This is a genomic window from Streptomyces sp. NPDC032091 (assembly GCF_055580265.1).
The window spans coordinates 87,583-105,327 of sequence record NZ_JBVILR010000021.1; the positions used below are offsets into that span (position 1 = coordinate 87,583).

Annotated in this window: 20 protein-coding genes; 13 read left to right on the forward strand and 7 right to left on the reverse strand. The window is 75.7% G+C overall.

The genetic code is table 11. The annotated features are described in order from the left end of the window. Window positions 1-127 precede the first annotated feature (127 nt). The 3 genes from ACZ5NJ_RS28880 (at window position 128) to ACZ5NJ_RS28890 (ending at window position 3,181) form a co-directional block, all read left to right on the forward strand. The gene (locus ACZ5NJ_RS28880; RefSeq protein ID WP_468768517.1) at window positions 128-718 is read left to right on the forward strand and encodes a hypothetical protein; all 591 of its coding nucleotides are present in this window, start codon (window positions 128-130) and stop codon (window positions 716-718) included. Between the two features lie 341 nt (window positions 719-1,059). Beyond that, window positions 1,060-2,463, forward strand: coding sequence for a nucleobase:cation symporter-2 family protein (locus tag ACZ5NJ_RS28885; RefSeq protein WP_468768519.1), 1,404 nt, complete (start codon window positions 1,060-1,062; stop codon window positions 2,461-2,463). 7 nt (window positions 2,464-2,470) lie between these two features. After that, a complete protein-coding gene (locus ACZ5NJ_RS28890) occupies window positions 2,471-3,181 on the forward strand; it encodes a helix-turn-helix transcriptional regulator (RefSeq protein ID WP_468768520.1) in 711 nt (236 codons plus the stop codon). Between the two features lie 106 nt (window positions 3,182-3,287). On the opposite strand, the gene ACZ5NJ_RS28895 is transcribed toward ACZ5NJ_RS28890, so the two are convergent. Beyond that, entirely contained in the window at window positions 3,288-3,620 is a 333-nt protein-coding gene (locus tag ACZ5NJ_RS28895) for a YnfA family protein (protein WP_468768522.1), read from the reverse strand. An 85-nt stretch (window positions 3,621-3,705) separates the two neighbouring features. On the opposite strand from ACZ5NJ_RS28895, the gene ACZ5NJ_RS28900 reads away from it, so the two are divergent. The 8 genes from ACZ5NJ_RS28900 (at window position 3,706) to ACZ5NJ_RS28935 (ending at window position 12,411) form a co-directional block, all read left to right on the forward strand. After that, window positions 3,706-5,103, forward strand: coding sequence for an outer membrane protein assembly factor BamB family protein (locus tag ACZ5NJ_RS28900; protein ID WP_468768524.1), 1,398 nt, complete (start codon window positions 3,706-3,708; stop codon window positions 5,101-5,103). Between the two features lie 30 nt (window positions 5,104-5,133). Further along, window positions 5,134-5,646: a GNAT family N-acetyltransferase gene (locus ACZ5NJ_RS28905; protein ID WP_468768525.1), complete on the forward strand. Its 513-nt coding sequence runs from the start codon at window positions 5,134-5,136 to the stop codon at window positions 5,644-5,646. Between the two features lie 213 nt (window positions 5,647-5,859). Beyond that, on the forward strand, window positions 5,860-6,750 hold the full coding sequence (locus tag ACZ5NJ_RS28910; protein WP_468768526.1) for a LysR family transcriptional regulator: 891 nt from the start codon (window positions 5,860-5,862) through the stop codon (window positions 6,748-6,750). Between the two features lie 75 nt (window positions 6,751-6,825). Continuing rightward, a complete protein-coding gene (locus ACZ5NJ_RS28915) occupies window positions 6,826-7,626 on the forward strand; it encodes a MerR family transcriptional regulator (RefSeq protein ID WP_468768528.1) in 801 nt (266 codons plus the stop codon). After that, the gene (locus ACZ5NJ_RS28920) at window positions 7,623-8,843 is read left to right on the forward strand and encodes a glycosyltransferase (protein ID WP_468768530.1); all 1,221 of its coding nucleotides are present in this window, start codon (window positions 7,623-7,625) and stop codon (window positions 8,841-8,843) included. Before ACZ5NJ_RS28915 ends, ACZ5NJ_RS28920 begins: the two co-directional genes overlap by 4 nt. An 88-nt stretch (window positions 8,844-8,931) precedes the next feature. Beyond that, complete coding sequence (locus tag ACZ5NJ_RS28925; RefSeq protein ID WP_468768531.1) at window positions 8,932-9,168, forward strand: hypothetical protein; 237 nt, start codon at window positions 8,932-8,934, stop codon at window positions 9,166-9,168. Between the two features lie 145 nt (window positions 9,169-9,313). Then, entirely contained in the window at window positions 9,314-11,629 is a 2,316-nt protein-coding gene (locus ACZ5NJ_RS28930) for an MMPL family transporter (protein WP_468768532.1), read from the forward strand. Window positions 11,630-11,649: 20 nt separating this feature from the next. After that, a complete protein-coding gene (locus ACZ5NJ_RS28935) occupies window positions 11,650-12,411 on the forward strand; it encodes an LmeA family phospholipid-binding protein (protein WP_468768534.1) in 762 nt (253 codons plus the stop codon). A 36-nt stretch (window positions 12,412-12,447) separates the two neighbouring features. Here ACZ5NJ_RS28935 and ACZ5NJ_RS28940 read toward each other — a convergent pair whose 3' ends face one another. After that, entirely contained in the window at window positions 12,448-13,041 is a 594-nt protein-coding gene (locus ACZ5NJ_RS28940) for a TetR/AcrR family transcriptional regulator (RefSeq protein WP_468768536.1), read from the reverse strand. A gap of 64 nt (window positions 13,042-13,105) precedes the next feature. Continuing rightward, the gene (locus ACZ5NJ_RS28945) at window positions 13,106-14,332 is read right to left on the reverse strand and encodes a cytochrome P450 (protein ID WP_468768537.1); all 1,227 of its coding nucleotides are present in this window, start codon (window positions 14,330-14,332) and stop codon (window positions 13,106-13,108) included. Between the two features lie 136 nt (window positions 14,333-14,468). Here ACZ5NJ_RS28945 and ACZ5NJ_RS28950 point away from each other — a divergent pair, with 136 nt between their 5' ends. Continuing rightward, complete coding sequence (locus ACZ5NJ_RS28950; protein WP_468768538.1) at window positions 14,469-15,434, forward strand: LLM class F420-dependent oxidoreductase; 966 nt, start codon at window positions 14,469-14,471, stop codon at window positions 15,432-15,434. A gap of 6 nt (window positions 15,435-15,440) precedes the next feature. On the opposite strand, the gene ACZ5NJ_RS28955 is transcribed toward ACZ5NJ_RS28950, so the two are convergent. The 4 genes from ACZ5NJ_RS28955 to ACZ5NJ_RS28970 all read right to left on the reverse strand — a co-directional run bounded on the left by ACZ5NJ_RS28955 (window position 15,441) and on the right by ACZ5NJ_RS28970 (window position 17,310). Continuing rightward, on the reverse strand, window positions 15,441-16,181 hold the full coding sequence (locus ACZ5NJ_RS28955; RefSeq protein WP_468768540.1) for a metallophosphoesterase family protein: 741 nt from the start codon (window positions 16,179-16,181) through the stop codon (window positions 15,441-15,443). Continuing rightward, entirely contained in the window at window positions 16,178-16,441 is a 264-nt protein-coding gene (locus ACZ5NJ_RS28960; protein ID WP_468768541.1) for a hypothetical protein, read from the reverse strand. Before ACZ5NJ_RS28960 ends, ACZ5NJ_RS28955 begins: the two co-directional genes overlap by 4 nt. Continuing rightward, the gene (locus tag ACZ5NJ_RS28965; protein WP_468768542.1) at window positions 16,438-16,827 is read right to left on the reverse strand and encodes a hypothetical protein; all 390 of its coding nucleotides are present in this window, start codon (window positions 16,825-16,827) and stop codon (window positions 16,438-16,440) included. Before ACZ5NJ_RS28965 ends, ACZ5NJ_RS28960 begins: the two co-directional genes overlap by 4 nt. 327 nt (window positions 16,828-17,154) lie before the next feature. Then, window positions 17,155-17,310 (reverse strand): DUF6131 family protein, encoded by a 156-nt coding sequence (locus ACZ5NJ_RS28970; protein ID WP_468768543.1) that lies wholly within the window; start codon window positions 17,308-17,310, stop codon window positions 17,155-17,157. Window positions 17,311-17,467: 157 nt separating this feature from the next. Between ACZ5NJ_RS28970 and ACZ5NJ_RS28975 the strand changes: the two genes are divergently transcribed. Continuing rightward, window positions 17,468-17,650, forward strand: coding sequence for a CsbD family protein (locus ACZ5NJ_RS28975; protein WP_468768544.1), 183 nt, complete (start codon window positions 17,468-17,470; stop codon window positions 17,648-17,650). The last annotated feature ends 95 nt before the right edge of the window (window positions 17,651-17,745 follow it).

A 17,745-nucleotide genomic window follows, 5' to 3' on the forward strand; every position in this document is an offset into this window, starting at 1 on the left:
CACCCCGGCGCGCGGTCGGACCGGCCGGCGCCATTTTCGGCATCGGCCCTGTGGCCGGCAGCACCCCTGCGCAGGCCCCGGACGCGGCGCAACCGCCCGGGGCCCGTCCGGCGTCCGAAGGGCGGGGGTGGTCGACGTGGTGGGGGAGGAGACGCAGGGGAGGCGGCTCGGCGCCGTGGTGCTGCCCGCCCTCGCCGCAGCGCTCGTGTACGCCGGGGCCCGCTGGTGCTTCGCCGGGTCGGCGCCCCCGTCACCCGCCGTCGCGGTGGTGGGCGGGGCGGTCCTCGTCCTCGGCGCGTCGGTGGCGTACTTCCTGCTCGCCCGCGGCGCCGGCGGCCTCTTCGGCGCGCTCTTCCTCGCGCTGGGACTGCTCTCGACGGTGGTGGCCACCGAGCAGAGCGCGGCGCGCGGCGCGGTCGCCACCTGCGTCGCCCGCGAGGCCCGGGCCGAGGTGGAGCCCTCGTTCGGCGAGGGCGGTGCGGAGAGGACGGTGTACCGCCTCGCACTGGACTGCCCCGGCGGCTACCCCGCCGAGCTCAAGGACGCTCCGTCCGCCGTCCCCCGGGGCGCCGAGGTCCGCGTGGCCTACGACCCCCGGCGCCGGGTGTCCCCGGCCCGGGCGGGCGAGGCCTCTCCCTGGAAGGCGGCCTTGACCGCCGTCCTCCTCCTCGGCCTCGGCACCGTCCTGGCGGCAGCCCGGCACCGTCCGGAGCCGTGAAGTCACGCCGCCCGAAAGACAGTTGCGGAAAGACGCCCTGCGCAACGGAATCCGAAGCGAAGAAGCCGCTTCGCCATTGATTCGCAAGTTACCTGCGGGTTTCGCTAACAAAAACATGGCCAACGACTTGCGTAACCCCCTGGCCTCCGACAGTATCGGCCCCGTTCCGCCTCACCGCGCCCGGACGAGCACCGGCAACCCCGTGCCGTCCCACGCCCCGCGAGCCGCCCGATCCGAGCGGTCGCCCGTACGCGCCCACCTCCGAGGCACATCCCCCTTTTTCGCGGCGTCCCGCCGCTCCCCTCCCCCTCTCATTACCTACCCTCGAAGGCAAGGCAGAGATGGCACCACTGGCCTCGCGCCGACGTACCCAGGCAGCCGACCGGCACCCCGTGGACGCGGTCCCCCCGTTCTCCCAGCTGTCGCTGTACGGCTTCCAGCACGTCCTGGCGTTCTACGCCGGCGCGGTCCTCGTACCGATCATCCTGGGCAACAGCCTGGGACTCTCCCCCCACGAACTCGTCTACCTGATCAACGCCGACCTGGTCACGGCCGGCATCGCCACCATCATCCAGGCCTGGGGCTTCTGGCGGATCGGCGCCCGCCTCCCGCTCGTCCAGGGCGCGACGTTCACCGCCGTCTCCCCGATGATCGCCATAGGCCAAGGCGCGGGCGGCGGGACGGCCGGCCTCCTCGTGGTCTACGGAGCCGTCATCACCGGCGGCATCGCGACGTTCCTGCTCGCGCCGTTCGTCGGACGGCTCGCCAAGTACTTCCCCCCGATCGTCACCGGCACCCTCCTGACGGTCATCGGCATCGTGCTCATCCCCGTGGCCCTCCAGGACGTGGGCGGCGGCTCGGACCTGATCGGCAAGCCCGGCTACGGCGCCCCGGAGCACCTGGCCTACGCCGGCGGCACGCTCCTGCTCATCCTGCTCCTCTCCCGCTTCGGCGGACCGTTCCTGCGCAGCGTGGCGATCCTGCTCGGCCTCGTCGGCGGCACCGTCGCCGCCTGGCTGCTCGGCGACGCCGACCTCACCGCCGTGGAGCAGGCCGACTGGGTCGGCGTGAGCGCCCCGTTCCACTACGGCGTACCGCAGTTCCACCTCTTCCCGATGCTCGCGATGGTCGTCGTCATGGTGATCACCATGGTCGAGACCACCGGAGACGTGTACGCCATGGGCGAGATCACCGGCCGGGAGGTGGACGGCGAGACGGTCGGCCGTGCGCTGCGCGCCGACGGCCTGGCGACCGTCCTCGGCGGCGTGTTCAACTCCTTCCCCTACGTGGCCTTCGCCGAGAACATCGGCCTGGTCCGGATCTCCCGCGTCACCAGCCGGTTCGTCGTGGTCGCCGCCGGGTTCTTCATGATCCTCCTGGGTCTGGTGCCCAAGGCGGGCGCGGTCGTCGCCTCCGTCCCCCACCCGGTCCTCGGCGGCGCCGCCGTCGCGATGTTCGGCATGGTCGCCACCGTCGGGATCCAGATCCTGGCCAAGGTCGACCTGCGGGAGGAGCGCAACGCCCTGATCCTGGCGCTCAGCCTGGGCGCGGCCATGCTGCCGGCCGTCGTCGGCCCGTTCTTCGACCGCATGCCCACGGAGATGCGGGCCGTGCTCGGCAGCGGCATCACCCTCGGCAGCCTCACCGCCGTCGCGCTGAACCTGTTCTTCCACAGCCCGGCCGCCCGCACCGTACGGGAGGAGATCGACTGGGACGCCTTCGCCGACACCAGGCCGGCGAGGTGACCGGGCCGTGTCCACACCCCCGTTCTCCCCCGTCGAGGCCCGGGCCGCGCGGCAGCGCCTCGGCATGACGCCCGATCAGGTCGTGGCCGCCATGTCCCAGTTGGGTGTCCACCGGCCACCCGAAGCCGTCCACGCCTGGGAAGCCGGGACGGTCCCCCCGTCCGAACCCGAGCTCCTCGCCCTCGCCGACGCCCTGTGGTGCCCGGTCGCCGTCCTCATGGCCGTACGGCCCGCCGCCCTGCGGGAGCACCGCCTGGCGCGGGGGTTCACCGCCGAACGCCTCGCCCTGCGCATCGGCATGGACCCTTACGCCTACGCCAGGGCCGAGGCCGAACACCGCTGGCCCGGCACCGACCGCCAGACCCTGCTGCTGGCGGACGCCCTCGGCCTGCCCACGGAGGAACTGCTCGACGTACTCGACCGGGACGGTGAACTCGTCGGCCTGCTGCGCCAGGCCGTCGAGGGGCGCTGGAAGGCCCACGTCGCACAGCTGGCCCACCTCGCACAGGCCGACGAGCGGCGGGTGGCGCGCGCACTGCGGGCACTGCACCGGGAGTACACCCGGTTCGACGAGCGCTACATGGGCCATCTCGTCGCCCGCAACGACGACGCCCGGCTGAGGGAGATCGCCGCCGACCGCGCGGCCTGGCTCCGAGCCCTGCCGGAGCGCTTCCGCTCCCTCACCGGAGCGGGCCCGGACCCGGCCGCCCCCTCCTGACCGGACGGCCCCCCTGGCCCCCGCTCAGGCGGCGGTCCGGGGAGGCCCCCAGCCGGTCGCAGCCGGTCGCGGCCGGCCCCCAGCCGGCCCCGGCCGGCCTCCCGCGCTACCCGCGCGGCCCATACATGATCACCCCCACGCCGGCGAGGCAGATCAACGCCCCGACGACGTCCGCCCGGTCGGGACGGTACCCGTCGAGGACCATGGCCCAGGCGAGGGAACCGGCCACGAACACCCCGCCGTAGGCGGCCAGGATCCTGCCGAAGTTCGCGTCCTCCTGCAGGGTCGCGACGAAGCCGTAGACGCCGAGGGCGATCACCCCCGCACCGATCCACGCCCACCCGCGGTGCTCCCGCACCCCCTGCCAGACCAGCCAGGCCCCGCCGATCTCGAACAGGGCGGCGACGGCGAACAGGGCGACGGAGCGAACGATGAGCACGTCAACTACTTTCAGGGTCGGAGACAAACCGAAACCACAACGGCCGGCGGACGCGCGCACGACGCGCGTTCCGGCGAGGAGAAGTATGGAAGACCGGCCGTCGCCGGGCACGCGGTGGTGGGGAGCGGCGGCGCTCGTGGCGGCCTGCGCCGCCACCGCCGTCGCGGCGCTGTACGCCGTCCTGTGCGGGAAATCGATCCTCGTCGACATGACGGAGACCGTCTGCGCCGCCGGCGGCTGCCCGCGCGGGCTCGGGTGGCTGCTGCTGTGGGCGTCCGGCGCCGGGGCCGGCGCAGGGCTGCTGTGGTGGGCGGTGCTGCGGGGCCGCTCCCGCCGGTCGGCCGCCGGCTGGGTGGCCGGCTCCCTGGTGGCCGTCGCCGCGCTGCCGCCCGCCTGGCAGGGGTTCGAGTGGCTGCGGGGCCCGCACCTGGCCCTCTTCGGCCACCAGCTCCCGGAGGGCCCGGCCGCGGGCGCGCCGCTGGGCGCCTGGACGACGGAACCGGGCGCCGCCGCCGTGATCCGGGTCCGTACGGACGGGGTGACCGCGTACGACGGCGAGGGCCGCCACGGCTGGCGCCTCGGCGCGTCCCCGGACGGGTCGGAGATCTGCGGCATGAGCGCGGGCACCCCTTCCGGCACCGGCCTCCTGCTGTACGCGTGGGACGGCGCGTGCGGCGCCCGCGTCAGGGCGGTGGACCTGTCCAGCGGCCGGGAGCTGTGGCTGAGGACCCTCGCTGAGCCGTCGCCCGCGGTGTCCGCGGGCGGCTCGCTCGCCGTCACGGCGACGGGCGGCGCCGTCGTGGCCCGCGACCTCCGCACGGGCGCCGACCGCTGGAGCTCCCCGCTCCCGGCGGGGGCCGCCGTCACCGACCTGCTGGCCGGACCGGACCGCGTCCTGGCCGTCACCCGCTCCGCGTCAGGCGGCGGACTCCTCACCCTGGACGCCGGCACCGGCGCCCGGATCCGGCAGACCCCCCTGCCCGCCGGGATCGAACCGCCGCGCCTCGTCGCGGCCGCCCCGGCGGCCGCCGTCATCGCGGGCGACCGCCTCCTCGTCCTCGACGCGGAGGGCCGGCCGCACCAGGACGCGGATTCCCCCTACGTCCCGTCGGCGCCCGGCCGCCGGATCCGTATCGGCGACGTCCTCGTCGTGGCGGTCCCGGAGCGCGAGGAGCGGGAGGTCCTGGCCGCCTACGCGCTGACGGACGGGCACCTCCTGTGGTCCCGGCCCCTCGGCGACGACTGCTGGGTCCGCACCCTGGGCGTCACCTCCGACGGCGGCCTCGCGGTGGTCTCCCGGGGCGCCTACGACCACCTGTGGGCCCTGGACCCGCGCACCGGCAGGGCCGGGGGAGAGCCGGCGGTGCTGCGGGGCCTCCCGGTGGGCGAGCGGACGGCCCTGTCCGGGCGGACGTTCGTCAACCTCGACCCCGGAGGGACCCTCCCCCCGGTCTTCGACGTGGCCCCGTTGATCGGCTGGTGACGGCGGCACCGTCGCCTATCCTGCCTGCTCATGACCGTCCTTCAAGGTGCCTCCGTCGTCCTCCGCCCCACCCTCACCGAGGACATCCCCGCCCTGGCCGCCATCCGCGCCACCCCCGAGGTCCGCGCGCGGTGGCGCGGCGAGGACGACCTCGAAGCGGAGATCGCCGGCGATCTGGAGGACTCCGGCACGATCTGCCTCACCATCAGCCACGAGGAGCGGATCGTCGGCATGATCCAGTGGTACGCGGAGGAGGAGCCGGACTACCGGCACGCCGGCATCGACCTCTTCCTCGACCCCGCCGTCCACGGCATCGGGCTGGGCACCGACGCCGTACGCACCCTGGCCCGCCACCTCGTCGACGACCGCGGCTACCACCGCCTCGTCATCGACCCGGCGGCCGACAACGCCGCGGCGATCCGCTGCTACGAAAAGGTCGGCTTCCGGCCGGTCGGCACCATGCGCCAGTACGAGCGCGGATCCGACGGCACCTGGCACGACGGCCTCCTGATGGACCTCCTGGCTCCCGAACTCAGGCGCTGAGCGCCGCCGGTGGTGCGGGGCGCGGTGGTGCGGCGCGGTGCGGTGTTGTGCGGTGGAGTGGTCGGCACCCGCCGGCGCCCGCACCCGGCTCCGGAACCGGTCGCGGGCACCGGACGGGTTGCCGCCTGGGCCCACCCCGATCCTGCCGCTCCGCCGGGAGCCCAGTCAATCCTGGGGTTTCCTTGCCCGGACCCAAGCCCTAGCTTGGGTGCCATGACCTTGGACGACCTACGGGTGTTCGTCGCCGTCTGCCGGGCCGGAAGCCTGAGCGGCGTGGCGCGGGAGCTGGGCCGCACGCAGTCCGCGGTGAGCCAGCACGTGAAGCGGCTCGAACGGGAGACGGGCGTCGGCCTCCTGGAGCGCCGGCCGCGCGGCGTCGTGCCCACCGCGGCCGGACGCATCCTCCACGAGGCCGCCGCCGAGGGGATCGGCGCGCTGGACCGGGCGCTGCGCCGGATCGGCGAACTGGCCGACGGGGAGGGCGGCTCCGTCCGCGTCGGCACCGGCGGGGCCACCGTCCGCCACTTCATGGCCGAGGCCATCGCCGGCTTCCGGCGGCGCCACGCCCGCGTCAGCCTGGAGTTCCGCACCGAGACCTCCAGCCGCCGCTGCTTCGACGCCCTGCTGGCCGGCACCCTCGACCTCGCCTGGGTCACCATCGGCCCGCCGGTACCCGGCATCGAGCAGCGCCCCGTGGTCGACCTCCCCTGGGTCCTCGCCGTCCGCGCCGGGCACCCGCTCGCGGCCCGTCCGGTCATCGACCCCGCCGACCTCACCGGCCTGCGCCTCGTCCGCCTCCCGCCCAACTCCCTCTCCGGCGCCCGCCTGGACGCGGCCTTCACCGAACTCGGCGTCCGCGTCGGCTCCGACACCAGCGTCGCCGACTGGGACACCGCGCTGCTGCTCGCCGAACTCGGCCTCGGCCACACCGTCGTACCGGCCGTCCCCGGGCTGCGGGCACCGGCCGACGGCACGCTGCGCCTCGTTCCCGTACCGGCCCTGCCCCCGCTCGCGGTCGGCTGGGCGGTCCGCCGCTGGGACGCCCTCACCCCCCTCGCCCGTGCCTTCGCCGACACGGTCGCCGACGGCTGCAGGCCCGCCTAGTCCTGCGGAGCAGACCGGATTTGACCCTCCCCCCACGTCAGGCTTCAGGCTGAACGCCGACGAAAGGGCAGGTGGATGAGTTACTCCGTGGGACAGGTCGCGGCTTTCGCCGGGGTGACGGTGCGTACGCTGCACCACTACGACAGGGCCGGGCTGCTCTCGCCCGGCAGCCGCAGCGCCGCCGGATACCGGCTCTACGACGACGCGGACCTGGCCCGCCTCCAGCAGATCCTCTTCTACCGCGAGCTCGGCTTCAGCCTCGACGAGACGGCCGCGATCCTCCAGGACCCGCAGGCGAACGTCCTGGAGCAGCTGGAGGCCCGGCAGCGGCAGCTCGGCGAGGAGATCGCCCGGCTGCAGCGGCTCGCGGAGGTGGCCTCCCGGGCCATCGAGGTCCAGCGGACCGGGGTCGAACTCACCCCGCGGGAACGCTTCGAGGTGTTCGGGGAGATCGCCTTCGACCTGAGCTACGCCACGGAGGCGGAGCGCAAGTGGACCGCCTCGGAGGGCGGCCGCGAGGCGATGGCCCGCGCCGCCGCCCACACCAAGGACGACTGGCGCCGGCTCATGCGCGAGGCCACCGCCTGGCGCGCCGAACTGCTCGGCGCCTTCGACGAGGGGGAGCCGGCCGACGGCGCGCGCGCCATGGACCTCGCCGAGGAGCACCGGCTGCACGTCTCGCGGTGGTTCACCTCCTGCACGCCCGGCATGCACCGGCGCATCGCGGACGACTTCCTCGCCGATCCCCGCGCCTTCGCCCTCGTCGTACCGCACGCACAGCAGCGCCCGGGCCTCGCCGCCTACCTGTGCAAGGCCGTACACGCCAACGCGGCCCGCCGCACGGACGGCCGCACCGACACCGAAGAGGAACGATGAGGATACTGATCGCCGCCGCCGGATCGCGCGGGGACGTCGACCCCTACACGGGCCTGGGCGCCGCCCTGCGCGCCGCGGGCCATGAGGTCGCCCTGGCCACCACCGAGCCCTTCGCCCCCCTCGTGCGCGCCGCGGGCCTGGAGTTCCGGTGCCTCCCCGCCGACAGCCGGCCGCACGGCGACGTCGGCGACCGGCGCGCGCTGATGCGCACCGCCTCCGCGTTCCTCGCCGGGCTGGGCCAGGGCTTCGCGGACGCCGTGGACGAGGGCACGGACCTGCTCCTGCTGTCCACCACCACCGCCCCGCTCGGCTGGCACCTCACCGAGGCCACCGGAACGCCCGGCCTCGGCGTCTACCTCCAGCCCACCGCCCCCACCGGGGACTTCCCGCCCGTCGTCACCGGCGCACGCTCACTGGGCCGCCTCGGCAACCGCGCGGCGGGACGGTTCGCGCTGCGCATGGCCGACCGGATCAGCGAGGAGGGCGTCGCCCGGCTGCGCGACCGCCTCGGGCTGGCGCCGCTCACGGCGTCCGCCATGCGCCGGCGGCAGGAGCGGGCGCGGTGGCCCGTCCTGCACGGCTGCAGCACGGCGCTCGTACCGGCCCCGTCCGACTGGCGGCCGGGCCTGGACGTCGTGGGCAACTGGTGGCCGCACGTCGACCCGGCCGAAACGCTTCCCCCCGAGCTGGAGGACTTCCTCGGCGCCGGGCCCCCGCCCGTCCTCATCGGCTTCGGCAGCATGGCCGCCGGGGAGGGCGAGCGGCTCGGTGAACTCGCCGTACGGGCCCTGCGCCGCGCGGGGCTGCGCGGCATCCTTCAGGGCGGGAGTGCCGGGCTGAGGGCGGACGCCGGCCCGGACGTCCTGACCGTCGGAGACGTTCCGCACGCCCTCCTCTTCCCCCGGCTCGCCGCCGTCGTCCACCACGCCGGGGCCGGTACCTCGGCGGCCGCGCTGCGCGCCGGGATCCCGGCGGTGACCGTCCCCGTGGCGGCGGACCAGCCGTTCTGGGCGCGCCGCCTCGCCGCGCTCGGCGCCGCCACCGCCCCCGTCCGCTTCGGCGTCCTCACCGCGGAAGCGCTCGCCGACGCCCTCGGCCGGGCGGTGACGCAGGAGGGGTACGCCCGTGCCGCCCGGGAGGCCGCGCGGCACATGCGGACCGAGGACGGAGCGGCTCGGGTGCTGCGCGCCGTCGAAGGCGTCGCCCGCGGCCGGTGACGGCCCGCCGGGAGCCGCGCGCGGCGGATCGGCCCCGTGAAACGTGTCGCCGCGCCCGTCACCGGCCACCTCGTGGAACCGTTTTCCCATGACTGAAGGATCGACTCCCCACATCTCCCCGGCGCGCATCACCGTTCTCGGCGTCCAGCCGGGCGATCCGCCGTTCCGGATCGTCGAGCTCGACGGAGAGGTCGTCGGACGGGCGACGTCGATGACGGACGTCCTGCTGATCGCCGCCCAGGCCGGGGCCACCATCCACGACCTTGACGACCTGGACGAGGTCCGGTGGGTCAGCGGCGGCAAGTTCCACTGGACCCTGCGCTGAGGCAGGGCCCCCCGGAGCCCGCCGCGACCGTCCGCGATTGACATTCTTGCACTGTCAGTGCAGCTTTACTGCTGCACTGACAGTGCAATGAAGGTGGATCGACTCCGGGGCGCGCGCCGTCGCCGGACGGAAGGGGAGTGCCCGGATGTTCCTCGCCCTGGGGCGCTGGTGCGCCCACCGGCCGAAACGCGTGGTCGCGGCATGGCTCCTGCTGCTCCTGGCGCTCGGCGGAGCCGTCCTGGCCTACGGCCGGGTCACCAGCGAGGCCGTGAAGATACCCGGCAGCGACAGCCAGGCCGCCCTCGACACCGCCGCCACGGCCTTCCCCGGCCCCGCCTCCGGCAACCAGCCGCTCGTCCTGCACACCCCCGCCGACGGAGAGGTCCTGACGGGGGAGGCCGCCCGGGACGCCGTGGAACGCGCCGCCCAAGCCATCGCCCGGGTGCCGCACGTCGTCGCCGTCACCTCCCCCTACGACCGCGCGGGCGGGCCGGCGGTCGGCGCCGGCGGCCACACCGCCTACCTCACCCTCGGCCTCGACGTCACCGGCCGCGACATCACCCCCGCCCTCACCCACCGGATCACCGACGCCGCCGCCCCGGCCCGCGCCGCCGGCATCGAGGTCACCCCGGGCGGGGACCTGGCCGCCGCCGTGGACCGGCCCGACACCGGCCACAGCGAGCTGATCGGCCTGGCCGCCGCCGCGGTGGTCCTCCTCCTCGGCTTCCGCAAGGCCGCCGCGGCGGGGCTCCCGCTCGCCCTCGGCATCGCCGGGCTCGCCGTGTCCCTGGCCGCGGTCGGCCTGGCCGGGCACCTCATGGACATGCCGTCCTCCGGCACCACCATCGCCGCCATGATCGGCCTGGGCGTCGGCATCGACTACACCCTGTTCAGCCTCACCCGCTTCCGCGCACTGCGCGGCCTCGGCGCCGCCGCCGAGGAGGCGGCCGCCCTCGCCACGGCCACCGCCGGCAAGGCCGCCGCCTTCGCCGGCTGCGCCGTGATCGCCGCCCTGGCCGGGCTCGCCCTCGGCGGGCTGCCGCTGCTGCACGCCCTCGCGCTGGCCCCCGCGCTGGCGGTCCTGGTCGCCGTCGCGGCCACCCTCACCCTGCTGCCCGCGCTGCTGAGCCTGTTGTCCCGCTTCCTCGGCGCCACCGCCCCGGCCGACACTCCCACGGCCGCTCCCGACGGCGCTCCCGAAGGTGTCCGCACCCCCGGCGCACCGGCCGCGGGCGGCTGGCAGCGGCTGGCCGAACGCGTCGCCGCCCGGCCCTGGCGCCACCTCCTCGCCGGCCTCGCCCTGCTTTTCCTGCTCGCCGCCCCCGCCGCCGGCCTCACGTTCGGCCAGCTCGACGCCGGCGACAAACCGGCCGGCTCCGCCAGCCGCACCGCGTACGAGCGGCTGTCGGCCGCCTTCGGACCGGGCGTGACCGGCCCCCTCCAGGTGACGGACACCCTCCCCACCGCCCCCGGCGGCCCGCAGGACCCCCGGATCGCCGAGGTCTCCGCGGCCCTGGCCCACACCCCGGGCGTGGCGGCCGTGAGCCCGCCGCAGACCGCGCCGGGCACCCGCACCGTGCGCTGGCAGGTCACCCCCACGACCGCCCCCGGGGACCCGGCCACCGCACGGCTCGTCGACACCCTGCGCCGGGACGTGCTGCCAGCCGCCACCGCCGACGGCGCGGGCACCGCGCACGTGGGCGGCGCCCCGGCCGCCGTGGCCGACCTCAACGGCCGCCTCGCGGACCGGCTGCCCGCCGTCATCGGCGTCGTCGTCGCCGTGGCCGCGCTGCTGCTCCTCGCGGCCTTCCGCTCACCCCTGCTCGCCCTCAAGGCCGCCGTGCTCAACCTCCTGTCGGTGGCCGCCGCGTACGGGGTCCTCACCGCGGTGTTCCAGTGGGGCTGGGGCGCGCGGGCCATCGGGCTGGAGGGGCCGGTGCCGGTGCCCGGGTACGTCCCGCTGCTGATGTTCGCCGTCCTGTTCGGCCTCTCCATGGACTACGAGGTCTTCCTGCTCACCGCGGTCCGCGAGCGCTTCCTCGAAGGCCGTGACGCCCGCCGGGCGGTGGTCCTCGGACTCGCCTCGACCGGCGGGATCATCACCTCCGCCGCGCTGATCATGGTGAGCGTCTTCCTCGCCTACCTGCTCTCGGACGACCCCGTGGTGAAGATGTTCGGGACGGGGCTGGCCGCGGCCGTGGCCCTGGACGTCACCGTGGTCCGCGCACTGCTCGTCCCCACCACGATGACCCTGCTGGGGGACCGCGGCTGGTGGATCCCGCGGTGGCTCGACCGGATCCTCCCCGACCTGGACATCGAGGGCGCCGCCCACACCCTCCCCGCGACCGCCGGCGCCGACGGACGGCCCGCCCCCGGGGGAGCCGCCCCGGACGGCCCGCCCGCGCCCGGCCCCGCGCCCCATCCGGCAGCCCCCGCCCCGCCCGCCCTTCCCACCCGGTGAAGCCCCCGACGAGGTCCCCGATGAGGTTCCGCACGCCCACCCCGCGCCCCCTCGGCCCGCGCCCCCTCGGCCCGCGCCCCCTCGGCCCGCGCCCCCTCGGCCCGCGCCGCCGTACGGTGCTCGCCGCGGCCGCCGCCGCGCTGCTGCTCGCGCTGCCCGTCGCCGACGCCACCGCCCGGGGCCTGACGGAGAGCCGGCTCGCCGACCGGATCGCCCGGCGCCAACCGGGCCTGACCGCACGGCCGGAGGTCTCCATCGAGGGCCGGCCCTTCCTCCTCGGCGCGGCCCGCGACCGCTACCCCGAGGTCCGCGTGCGCGCCGACGGCACGACCGGCCGGGGCCGTCCCGTCACGGCGGAGGTCACGGTCGACGATGTCACCCGCGCGGCCGGGGGATACCGGGCGGCCTCGGCGTCGGCCCGGTTCACCGCCCCATACGCCTCGCTCGGCGACGGGAGCGACGGGACCGACGGGACCGATGGGACCACCACGCTCTCCGACGCGGGCGGCGGCCGGCTGCTCATCCGGCGCAGCGTCCTCGGCGCGACCCTGACGCTGACGGCGGACGTCCGGCTCGACCACGGGGTCCTGTCCCTCCACGCGGCCTCCGCCACACTGGCCGGCCGGCCCCTGGACCCCGACAGCCCGCTGATCACCCGGGCGCTCGCCGGCCGGACCCGCACCCTGCCCGCACTGCCGCTCGGCCTGCGGCCCACGGGCGTCTCGGCCGGCGAGGCCGGGGTGACCGTGACCGCCCGGGCCCAGGACGTCGCCCTGGGCTGACCCTCGGCCGCCGCCCTCGGCCGCCGCCCTCGGCCGTCAGCCCCGCGGGTGGTCGGCCGAGACCAGCAGGTTCAGCACGGTGGCCTCCATCGCCGCCCGCGCCTGCTCCGGGCTCTTCCCGCCGGAGCGCCAGTGGTGCCAGGCCCCCCAGGTGGTGACGGCGTCCAGCCCCTCCAGCAGTTCGGCCGCCCGCTCCCCGTCGAGCCGGCCGAGCTCCTCCGCGAAGATCTCCGCGACCCGGCGCCGGGCGTCCGCGAACGCCTCGTCCGTGACCTGGCGGATGCGCGGCGACGGGTGCTCGATCCGCATCAGCGTCAGCCGGGCCGGGGTGATCCACTCCAGGATCCGGGCCCGCTGCTCGGCCAGGGCCGCCACCCGGACCCCGCGCGGCCCCGTCACGGGCAGCGGCCGGATCTGCTCGGCCAGCTGCTCCAGCCGCCGGGTGATGGCGAGGTCGACGAGCTCGGACATGTCGGCGAAGTGGTGGAACACCAGCCGGCGCGAGACCCCGGCCCGTTCGGCCACGCGCTCCGCGGGGAACTCCACGACACCCTCGTCGAGCAGTTCGAGCAGGGCGTCCGCGATCTTCTCCCGGGTCCGCCGACCCCGCTCCGTCCGGCCGTCCGCCACCGCTCGCCGCCCTCCACTGCCCGTCCATCCGCCCCGACAGCAGCATTTTCGCACCCGGCCGGACTCACCAGGTCACGTACAGGGCCTCCGGCGAGCGGTGGATGAGCGTGGGGCGCATCTGCGGAGCCGGCCGGCTCGCGTCCAGCCGCAGGCCCGGCAGGGTCTCGGCGAACAGTTCCAGGGTGAGCCGGAGCTGACCGCGCGCCAGGTGGGAACCCGGGCAGGCGTGCGGGCCGTGCCCGAACGCCAGGTGCGGCCGGCTCGCGGGCCGCCGGATGTCGAAGACGCCGGCGTCCTCGTACCGCCGCCCGTCCCGGTTGGCCGACGCGTACGCCACGAGCAGCGCGGTGCCGGCGGGCAGCTCCGTCCCGGCGAGCTCCACCGGACGGGTCGTGACCCGGCGGAAGGCCTGCACCGCCGTGTCGAACCGCAGCCCCTCCTCCACCGCCGCCGGGACGAGCCCGGGATCGGAGCGGAGCAGTTCCCACTGGCGCCGGTCGGCGAGCAGGTGCGTCAGGGTGGTGGCGATCAGCGCGCTGGTCGTCAGGAAGCCCGCGATCAGCAGGTTCTGCAGGTGCGCCACCAGCTCGTGGCGCTGTTCGACGCCGAGCGCGGCCCCGGGCGGGGCGGCGGCCGCCGCCAGGTCCGAGCACAGGTCCTCGCGGGGCCGCGCCCTGCGCTCGCGGACGTACCCGTCCAGCAGCTCCTGGAGGGCGACGACGTCCTCGGCCGCCGCCACCTGCTCCGGCGGCGACAGCGGGCGGAACAGCAGCTCCTCGGCCCGGTACCCGCCGTGCACGGCGGCCGGCACGTCCGCCGGGTCCAGCCCGATCAGCCGCCCCACCACCAGTCCGGGCAGCTTCCGCGCGTACGCCCCCACCAGCTCGGCGGAACCGGCCGCGGCGACCGCGTCCACCAGCTCCCGCGCGCACCGGCGCGCGTACGGTAGCAGCGCCGCCGACCGCGCGGTGGACAGCGCCCGGTTGAGCGGGGCACGGTGGCGCCGGTGGACGGCCCCGTCGGAGGAGACCACGGTCGGCCGCGGCCCGAACCCGCGCGCCAGCACCCCGAGGGCCGCCTCCGACACCTCGATGTCGGGCAGCAGCGCGTTGGCGGAGGAGAAGTCCTCCGCCCGCCGCAGCACCTCCCGCACGTCCTCGTCCCGCGCCACCAGCCACGCGTCGGCCTCGGGCACGTACGTCAGCCCCGCCGTCCGCCGCGCCCGCTCGTACAGCGGGTACGGATCCCGGTACCACGCGTCCCGCCGCTCCTGCTCCCGCCCTGCCCCCACACGCCCCTCCGGACCACCCGACACCGGACCCCGTCCCGCCGCGCCATCCTGCCGGACCCCCGCCCCGCCCGGAAGACGGCGCCCCGGGCCGGCGGTCCGCCGGTTTGGACCGTGCGGCAGCGGCAAGGCGCCCGGCATGGTGCAGATCGGATACACGATGATGACCGAGCAGGCCGGCCCCCGGGACCTCGTCGACCACGTCGTCGGGGCGGAGCGGGCCGGGTTCGACTTCTCCGTCGTCTCGGACCACTACCAGCCCTGGCTGGACACGCAGGGACACGCGCCCTACGCCTGGAGCGTCCTGGGCGCCGCCGCGCAGGCCACCACCCGGATCCCGCTCATGACGTACGTGACCTGCCCGACCTTCCGCTACCACCCCGCCGTCGTCGCGCAGAAGGCCGCCACGATGCAGCTCCTGTCCGGCGGCCGGTTCCGGCTGGGCCTGGGGTCCGGCGAGAACCTCAACGAGCACGTGGTCGGCGCCGGCTGGCCGTCCGCGCGCGTCCGGCTGGAGATGTTCGAGGAGGCCGCCGGCATCGTCCGCGCCCTCCTCGCCGGAGAGCGCGTCAGCCACCACGGGGCGCACTTCGACGTCGAGGACGCCCGGCTCTGGGACCTGCCCGACGCACCGCCGCCGATCGGCATCGCCGCCTCCGGGCCCCGCTCGTGCGAGATCGCCGGACGCCACGGCGACCTCCTCGTCGCCGTCGAACCGGACCGCGACCTCGTGGCCTCCTTCCACGCGAACGGCGGCGCCGGCAAGCCGTGCGTCGGCCAGCTGCCCCTGTGCTACGACACCGACCGCGACGCGGCGGTGGCCCGCGCCCACGACCAGTTCCGCTGGGCCGTCGGCGGCTGGGAGGTCAACGCGGAGCTCCCCGGCCCGGCCGGATTCGCGGCGGCCACCCGCCACACCCGTCCCGAGGACCTCACCGACACCATCCCCTGCGGGGACGACCCCGAGGCCGTCGTGGAAGCGGTACGGGCCTACGCGGACGCGGGGTTCACGGAGGTCGCCCTCGTGCAGATCGGCGGGGACCACCAGCGGCCGTTCCTGGCCTGGGCGGAGACCGACCTGCTGCCCGCCCTGCGGGAACTCTAGGCAGCTCTAGGCCCTGTCCGGCCGGGGTGTCAGGCGGTACACCGCGAAGGCCCGGCCGATGACCGGCATCGCGACGTTGCGCACCGGGATGCCGCCGGCGGTCATTCCGTGCTCCGCCCCGAGATGGGCATGCCCGTGCACCGCGAGGTCGGCGCCCGCGGCGTCCATGGCCTCCGCCAGCAGGTAGCTGCCGAGGAATGGGAAGATCTCCGCCGGCTCGCCCGCGAGGGTGTCCGGCACCGGCGCGTAATGCGTCAACGCGATGGACAGCCCGTCCCCGGACGGCGGCCGCAGCCCCCGCAGCCCCCGTCCGAGCCCGTCCGCGCAGGACCGGCTGTAGCGGATGAACGCCTTCATCTCCTCTTCCCCGAACTCGCTGCCGCTGCGTCCGGCGAAGCCCCCGCCGAAGCCCTTGGTCCCCGCCACCCCCACCTGTGTCCCGTCGAGGTCGAGCAGGACCCCCTCGCCCTCCAGGACCCGTACCCCCGCCGTACGGAGCTCCTCGGTGACGGCGTCCTCCTCGCCGCTCTCGTAGTCGTGGTTGCCGAGCACCGCGACCACCGGCACCGGCAGCCCGGCCACCTCCCGCGCCACCACCCCCGCCTCGCGGCGCGTCCCGTGCCGGGTCAGGTCGCCGGCCAGGAGCAGCAGGTCCGCGCAGTCGCCGAGGGTGTCGAAGGCGGGCCGCAGCAGCCCCGCGCTGTCGGGGCCGAGGTGGATGTCCCCCACGGCCGCCACGCGGGTCACGTCACCACCTCCTCGGCCTCCCCGGGGCCGGGCGGCCGGGCCTGGCACACGGTGAGGTCCGCGTACCAGTCGAGGCCCGCCAGTTCCTCCCCGGCGGCGCGCAGCACGGCCTCCCGCGCCTCCTCGTCGGCCACCCGGCCGCGCAGCACGGCGCGCGTGCCGTGCGCCTCGACCAGCACCCCGAGCTCGGCGGCGTCCTCGCGCGCGAGGCGGTCGCGCAGGTGCCCGATGCGGTATTCGATGATCGTGTCCGTGTTCACGGGCCGTCCTCCGTGCTGTCCGGGCCGGCGGGCCCGCCCGGGCGGTCGATGACGTGGAGGGTGCCGAGCAGGTGCAGGAAGGCGTCGGCCAGCGGCGAGTGCCGGTGGTCGCGTTCCAGGCGCACCCAGTCGATCTGCTCGCGCAGCATGCGGGCCATCGGCAGCAGGTCGCCGAAGTCGCAGTAGTGCTCGCACAGCGCGGCCATCCGGCTGTCCATGAGGTCGGTGGGGGACAGGACCGGCATCCACACCGAGTCCACGGCCTTGACGGTCGCCCGCTCCAGCAGCGCGGTGCTCACCGGGCGGCGGGCCAGCTCGAAGATCAGGTCGATCTCCTCGCCGCCCGAGCGCCCCTTGACCAGCCAGTCCTCGGGGGCGCGGCGCATGGCGATGCCGCCGCCCTCCAGGGCCTTGACGGCCTCGTCGGCGTCCTCGGGGCGGACGCAGAAATCGGTGTCGTGCTGGAAGCTGGCGGGGAGCCCGTGGGCGAACGCGGCGACGCTGCCGGCCAGGGCGAAAGGGACGGCCGGACCGTTTGAGCAGCGCCGCCACCCGTTTGGTGGTCTCCAGGATCGCCTGGGTGTGGTCCTTGGGCAGCACCTCCTCGTCCGGCGGCCCGTCCGGTCCCGCGCCCCCCGACGGCGCCGGGCCGTCGGGGAGGCTGGGGGCGGGAGTGCCGTGACCGTGCACGGGATGCCTCGCTCGGTGCCCGGTCACCAGTAGTGCCTACGGCCTCCCACCGCGTGCCCGACGGCGCCCAGCAGCCACAGAACGAGGCCGATGACGACGAGGATCACGCCGATCGTCCAGAGGATCGAGATCCCGGTGACGAAGCCGATGATCAGCAGAATGACGCCCAGGATAATCATGAGTACCTCCTGGTCCCTGTCGGACGGGGGACCCCCCGCGTCTACCACCGCCGCGCGAGTTCATGCGTCCGGAGCGGCGCCTGATGGCCCGGCGGAGCATGAGGCCCCGTATCCGGGGTAGCCGCCAGGCACTCGCTACCCCAGCCGGGAGGCCGTCATGGGCAAGATGAAGGGCAAGGCCGAGCAGCTCAAGGGCAAGACGAAGGAACAGCTCGGATCCATGGCCGACGACAAGGGCACGGAGATGAAGGGCGCGGCCGAGAAGGCCGAAGGACGCATGGAGGAGTCCAAGGAGGACGCGGCGGCGCGGATGAGGAAGATCCACGACGCGAACCGCTGACCGGCTCCGGCCCTGGGGGGGGGGGGGGGGGGGGGGGGGGGGGGGCCCCCCCCCACCCCCCTCTCCCCCAAAAAGAGAAAAGAAGAGGGAGCGGG

Bases quoted from the DNA above. Each gene is read 5' to 3' on its own strand.
- ACZ5NJ_RS28885 (WP_468768519.1), top strand. From the start codon at position 1,060: ATGGCACCACTGGCCTCGCGCCGACGTACCCAGGCAGCCGACCGGCAC.
- ACZ5NJ_RS28900 (WP_468768524.1), top strand. From the start codon at position 3,706: ATGGAAGACCGGCCGTCGCCGGGCACGCGGTGGTGGGGAGCGGCGGCG.
- ACZ5NJ_RS28905 (WP_468768525.1), top strand. From the start codon at position 5,134: ATGACCGTCCTTCAAGGTGCCTCCGTCGTCCTCCGCCCCACCCTCACC.
- ACZ5NJ_RS28910 (WP_468768526.1), top strand. From the start codon at position 5,860: ATGACCTTGGACGACCTACGGGTGTTCGTCGCCGTCTGCCGGGCCGGA.
- ACZ5NJ_RS28915 (WP_468768528.1), top strand. From the start codon at position 6,826: ATGAGTTACTCCGTGGGACAGGTCGCGGCTTTCGCCGGGGTGACGGTG.
- ACZ5NJ_RS28920 (WP_468768530.1), top strand. From the start codon at position 7,623: ATGAGGATACTGATCGCCGCCGCCGGATCGCGCGGGGACGTCGACCCC.
- ACZ5NJ_RS28925 (WP_468768531.1), top strand. From the start codon at position 8,932: ATGACTGAAGGATCGACTCCCCACATCTCCCCGGCGCGCATCACCGTT.
- ACZ5NJ_RS28930 (WP_468768532.1), top strand. From the start codon at position 9,314: ATGTTCCTCGCCCTGGGGCGCTGGTGCGCCCACCGGCCGAAACGCGTG.
- ACZ5NJ_RS28935 (WP_468768534.1), top strand. From the start codon at position 11,650: ATGAGGTTCCGCACGCCCACCCCGCGCCCCCTCGGCCCGCGCCCCCTC.
- ACZ5NJ_RS28950 (WP_468768538.1), top strand. From the start codon at position 14,469: ATGGTGCAGATCGGATACACGATGATGACCGAGCAGGCCGGCCCCCGG.
- ACZ5NJ_RS28965 (WP_468768542.1), bottom strand. From the start codon at position 16,827: ATGCGCCGCGCCCCCGAGGACTGGCTGGTCAAGGGGCGCTCGGGCGGC.
- ACZ5NJ_RS28970 (WP_468768543.1), bottom strand. From the start codon at position 17,310: ATGATTATCCTGGGCGTCATTCTGCTGATCATCGGCTTCGTCACCGGG.
- ACZ5NJ_RS28975 (WP_468768544.1), top strand. From the start codon at position 17,468: ATGGGCAAGATGAAGGGCAAGGCCGAGCAGCTCAAGGGCAAGACGAAG.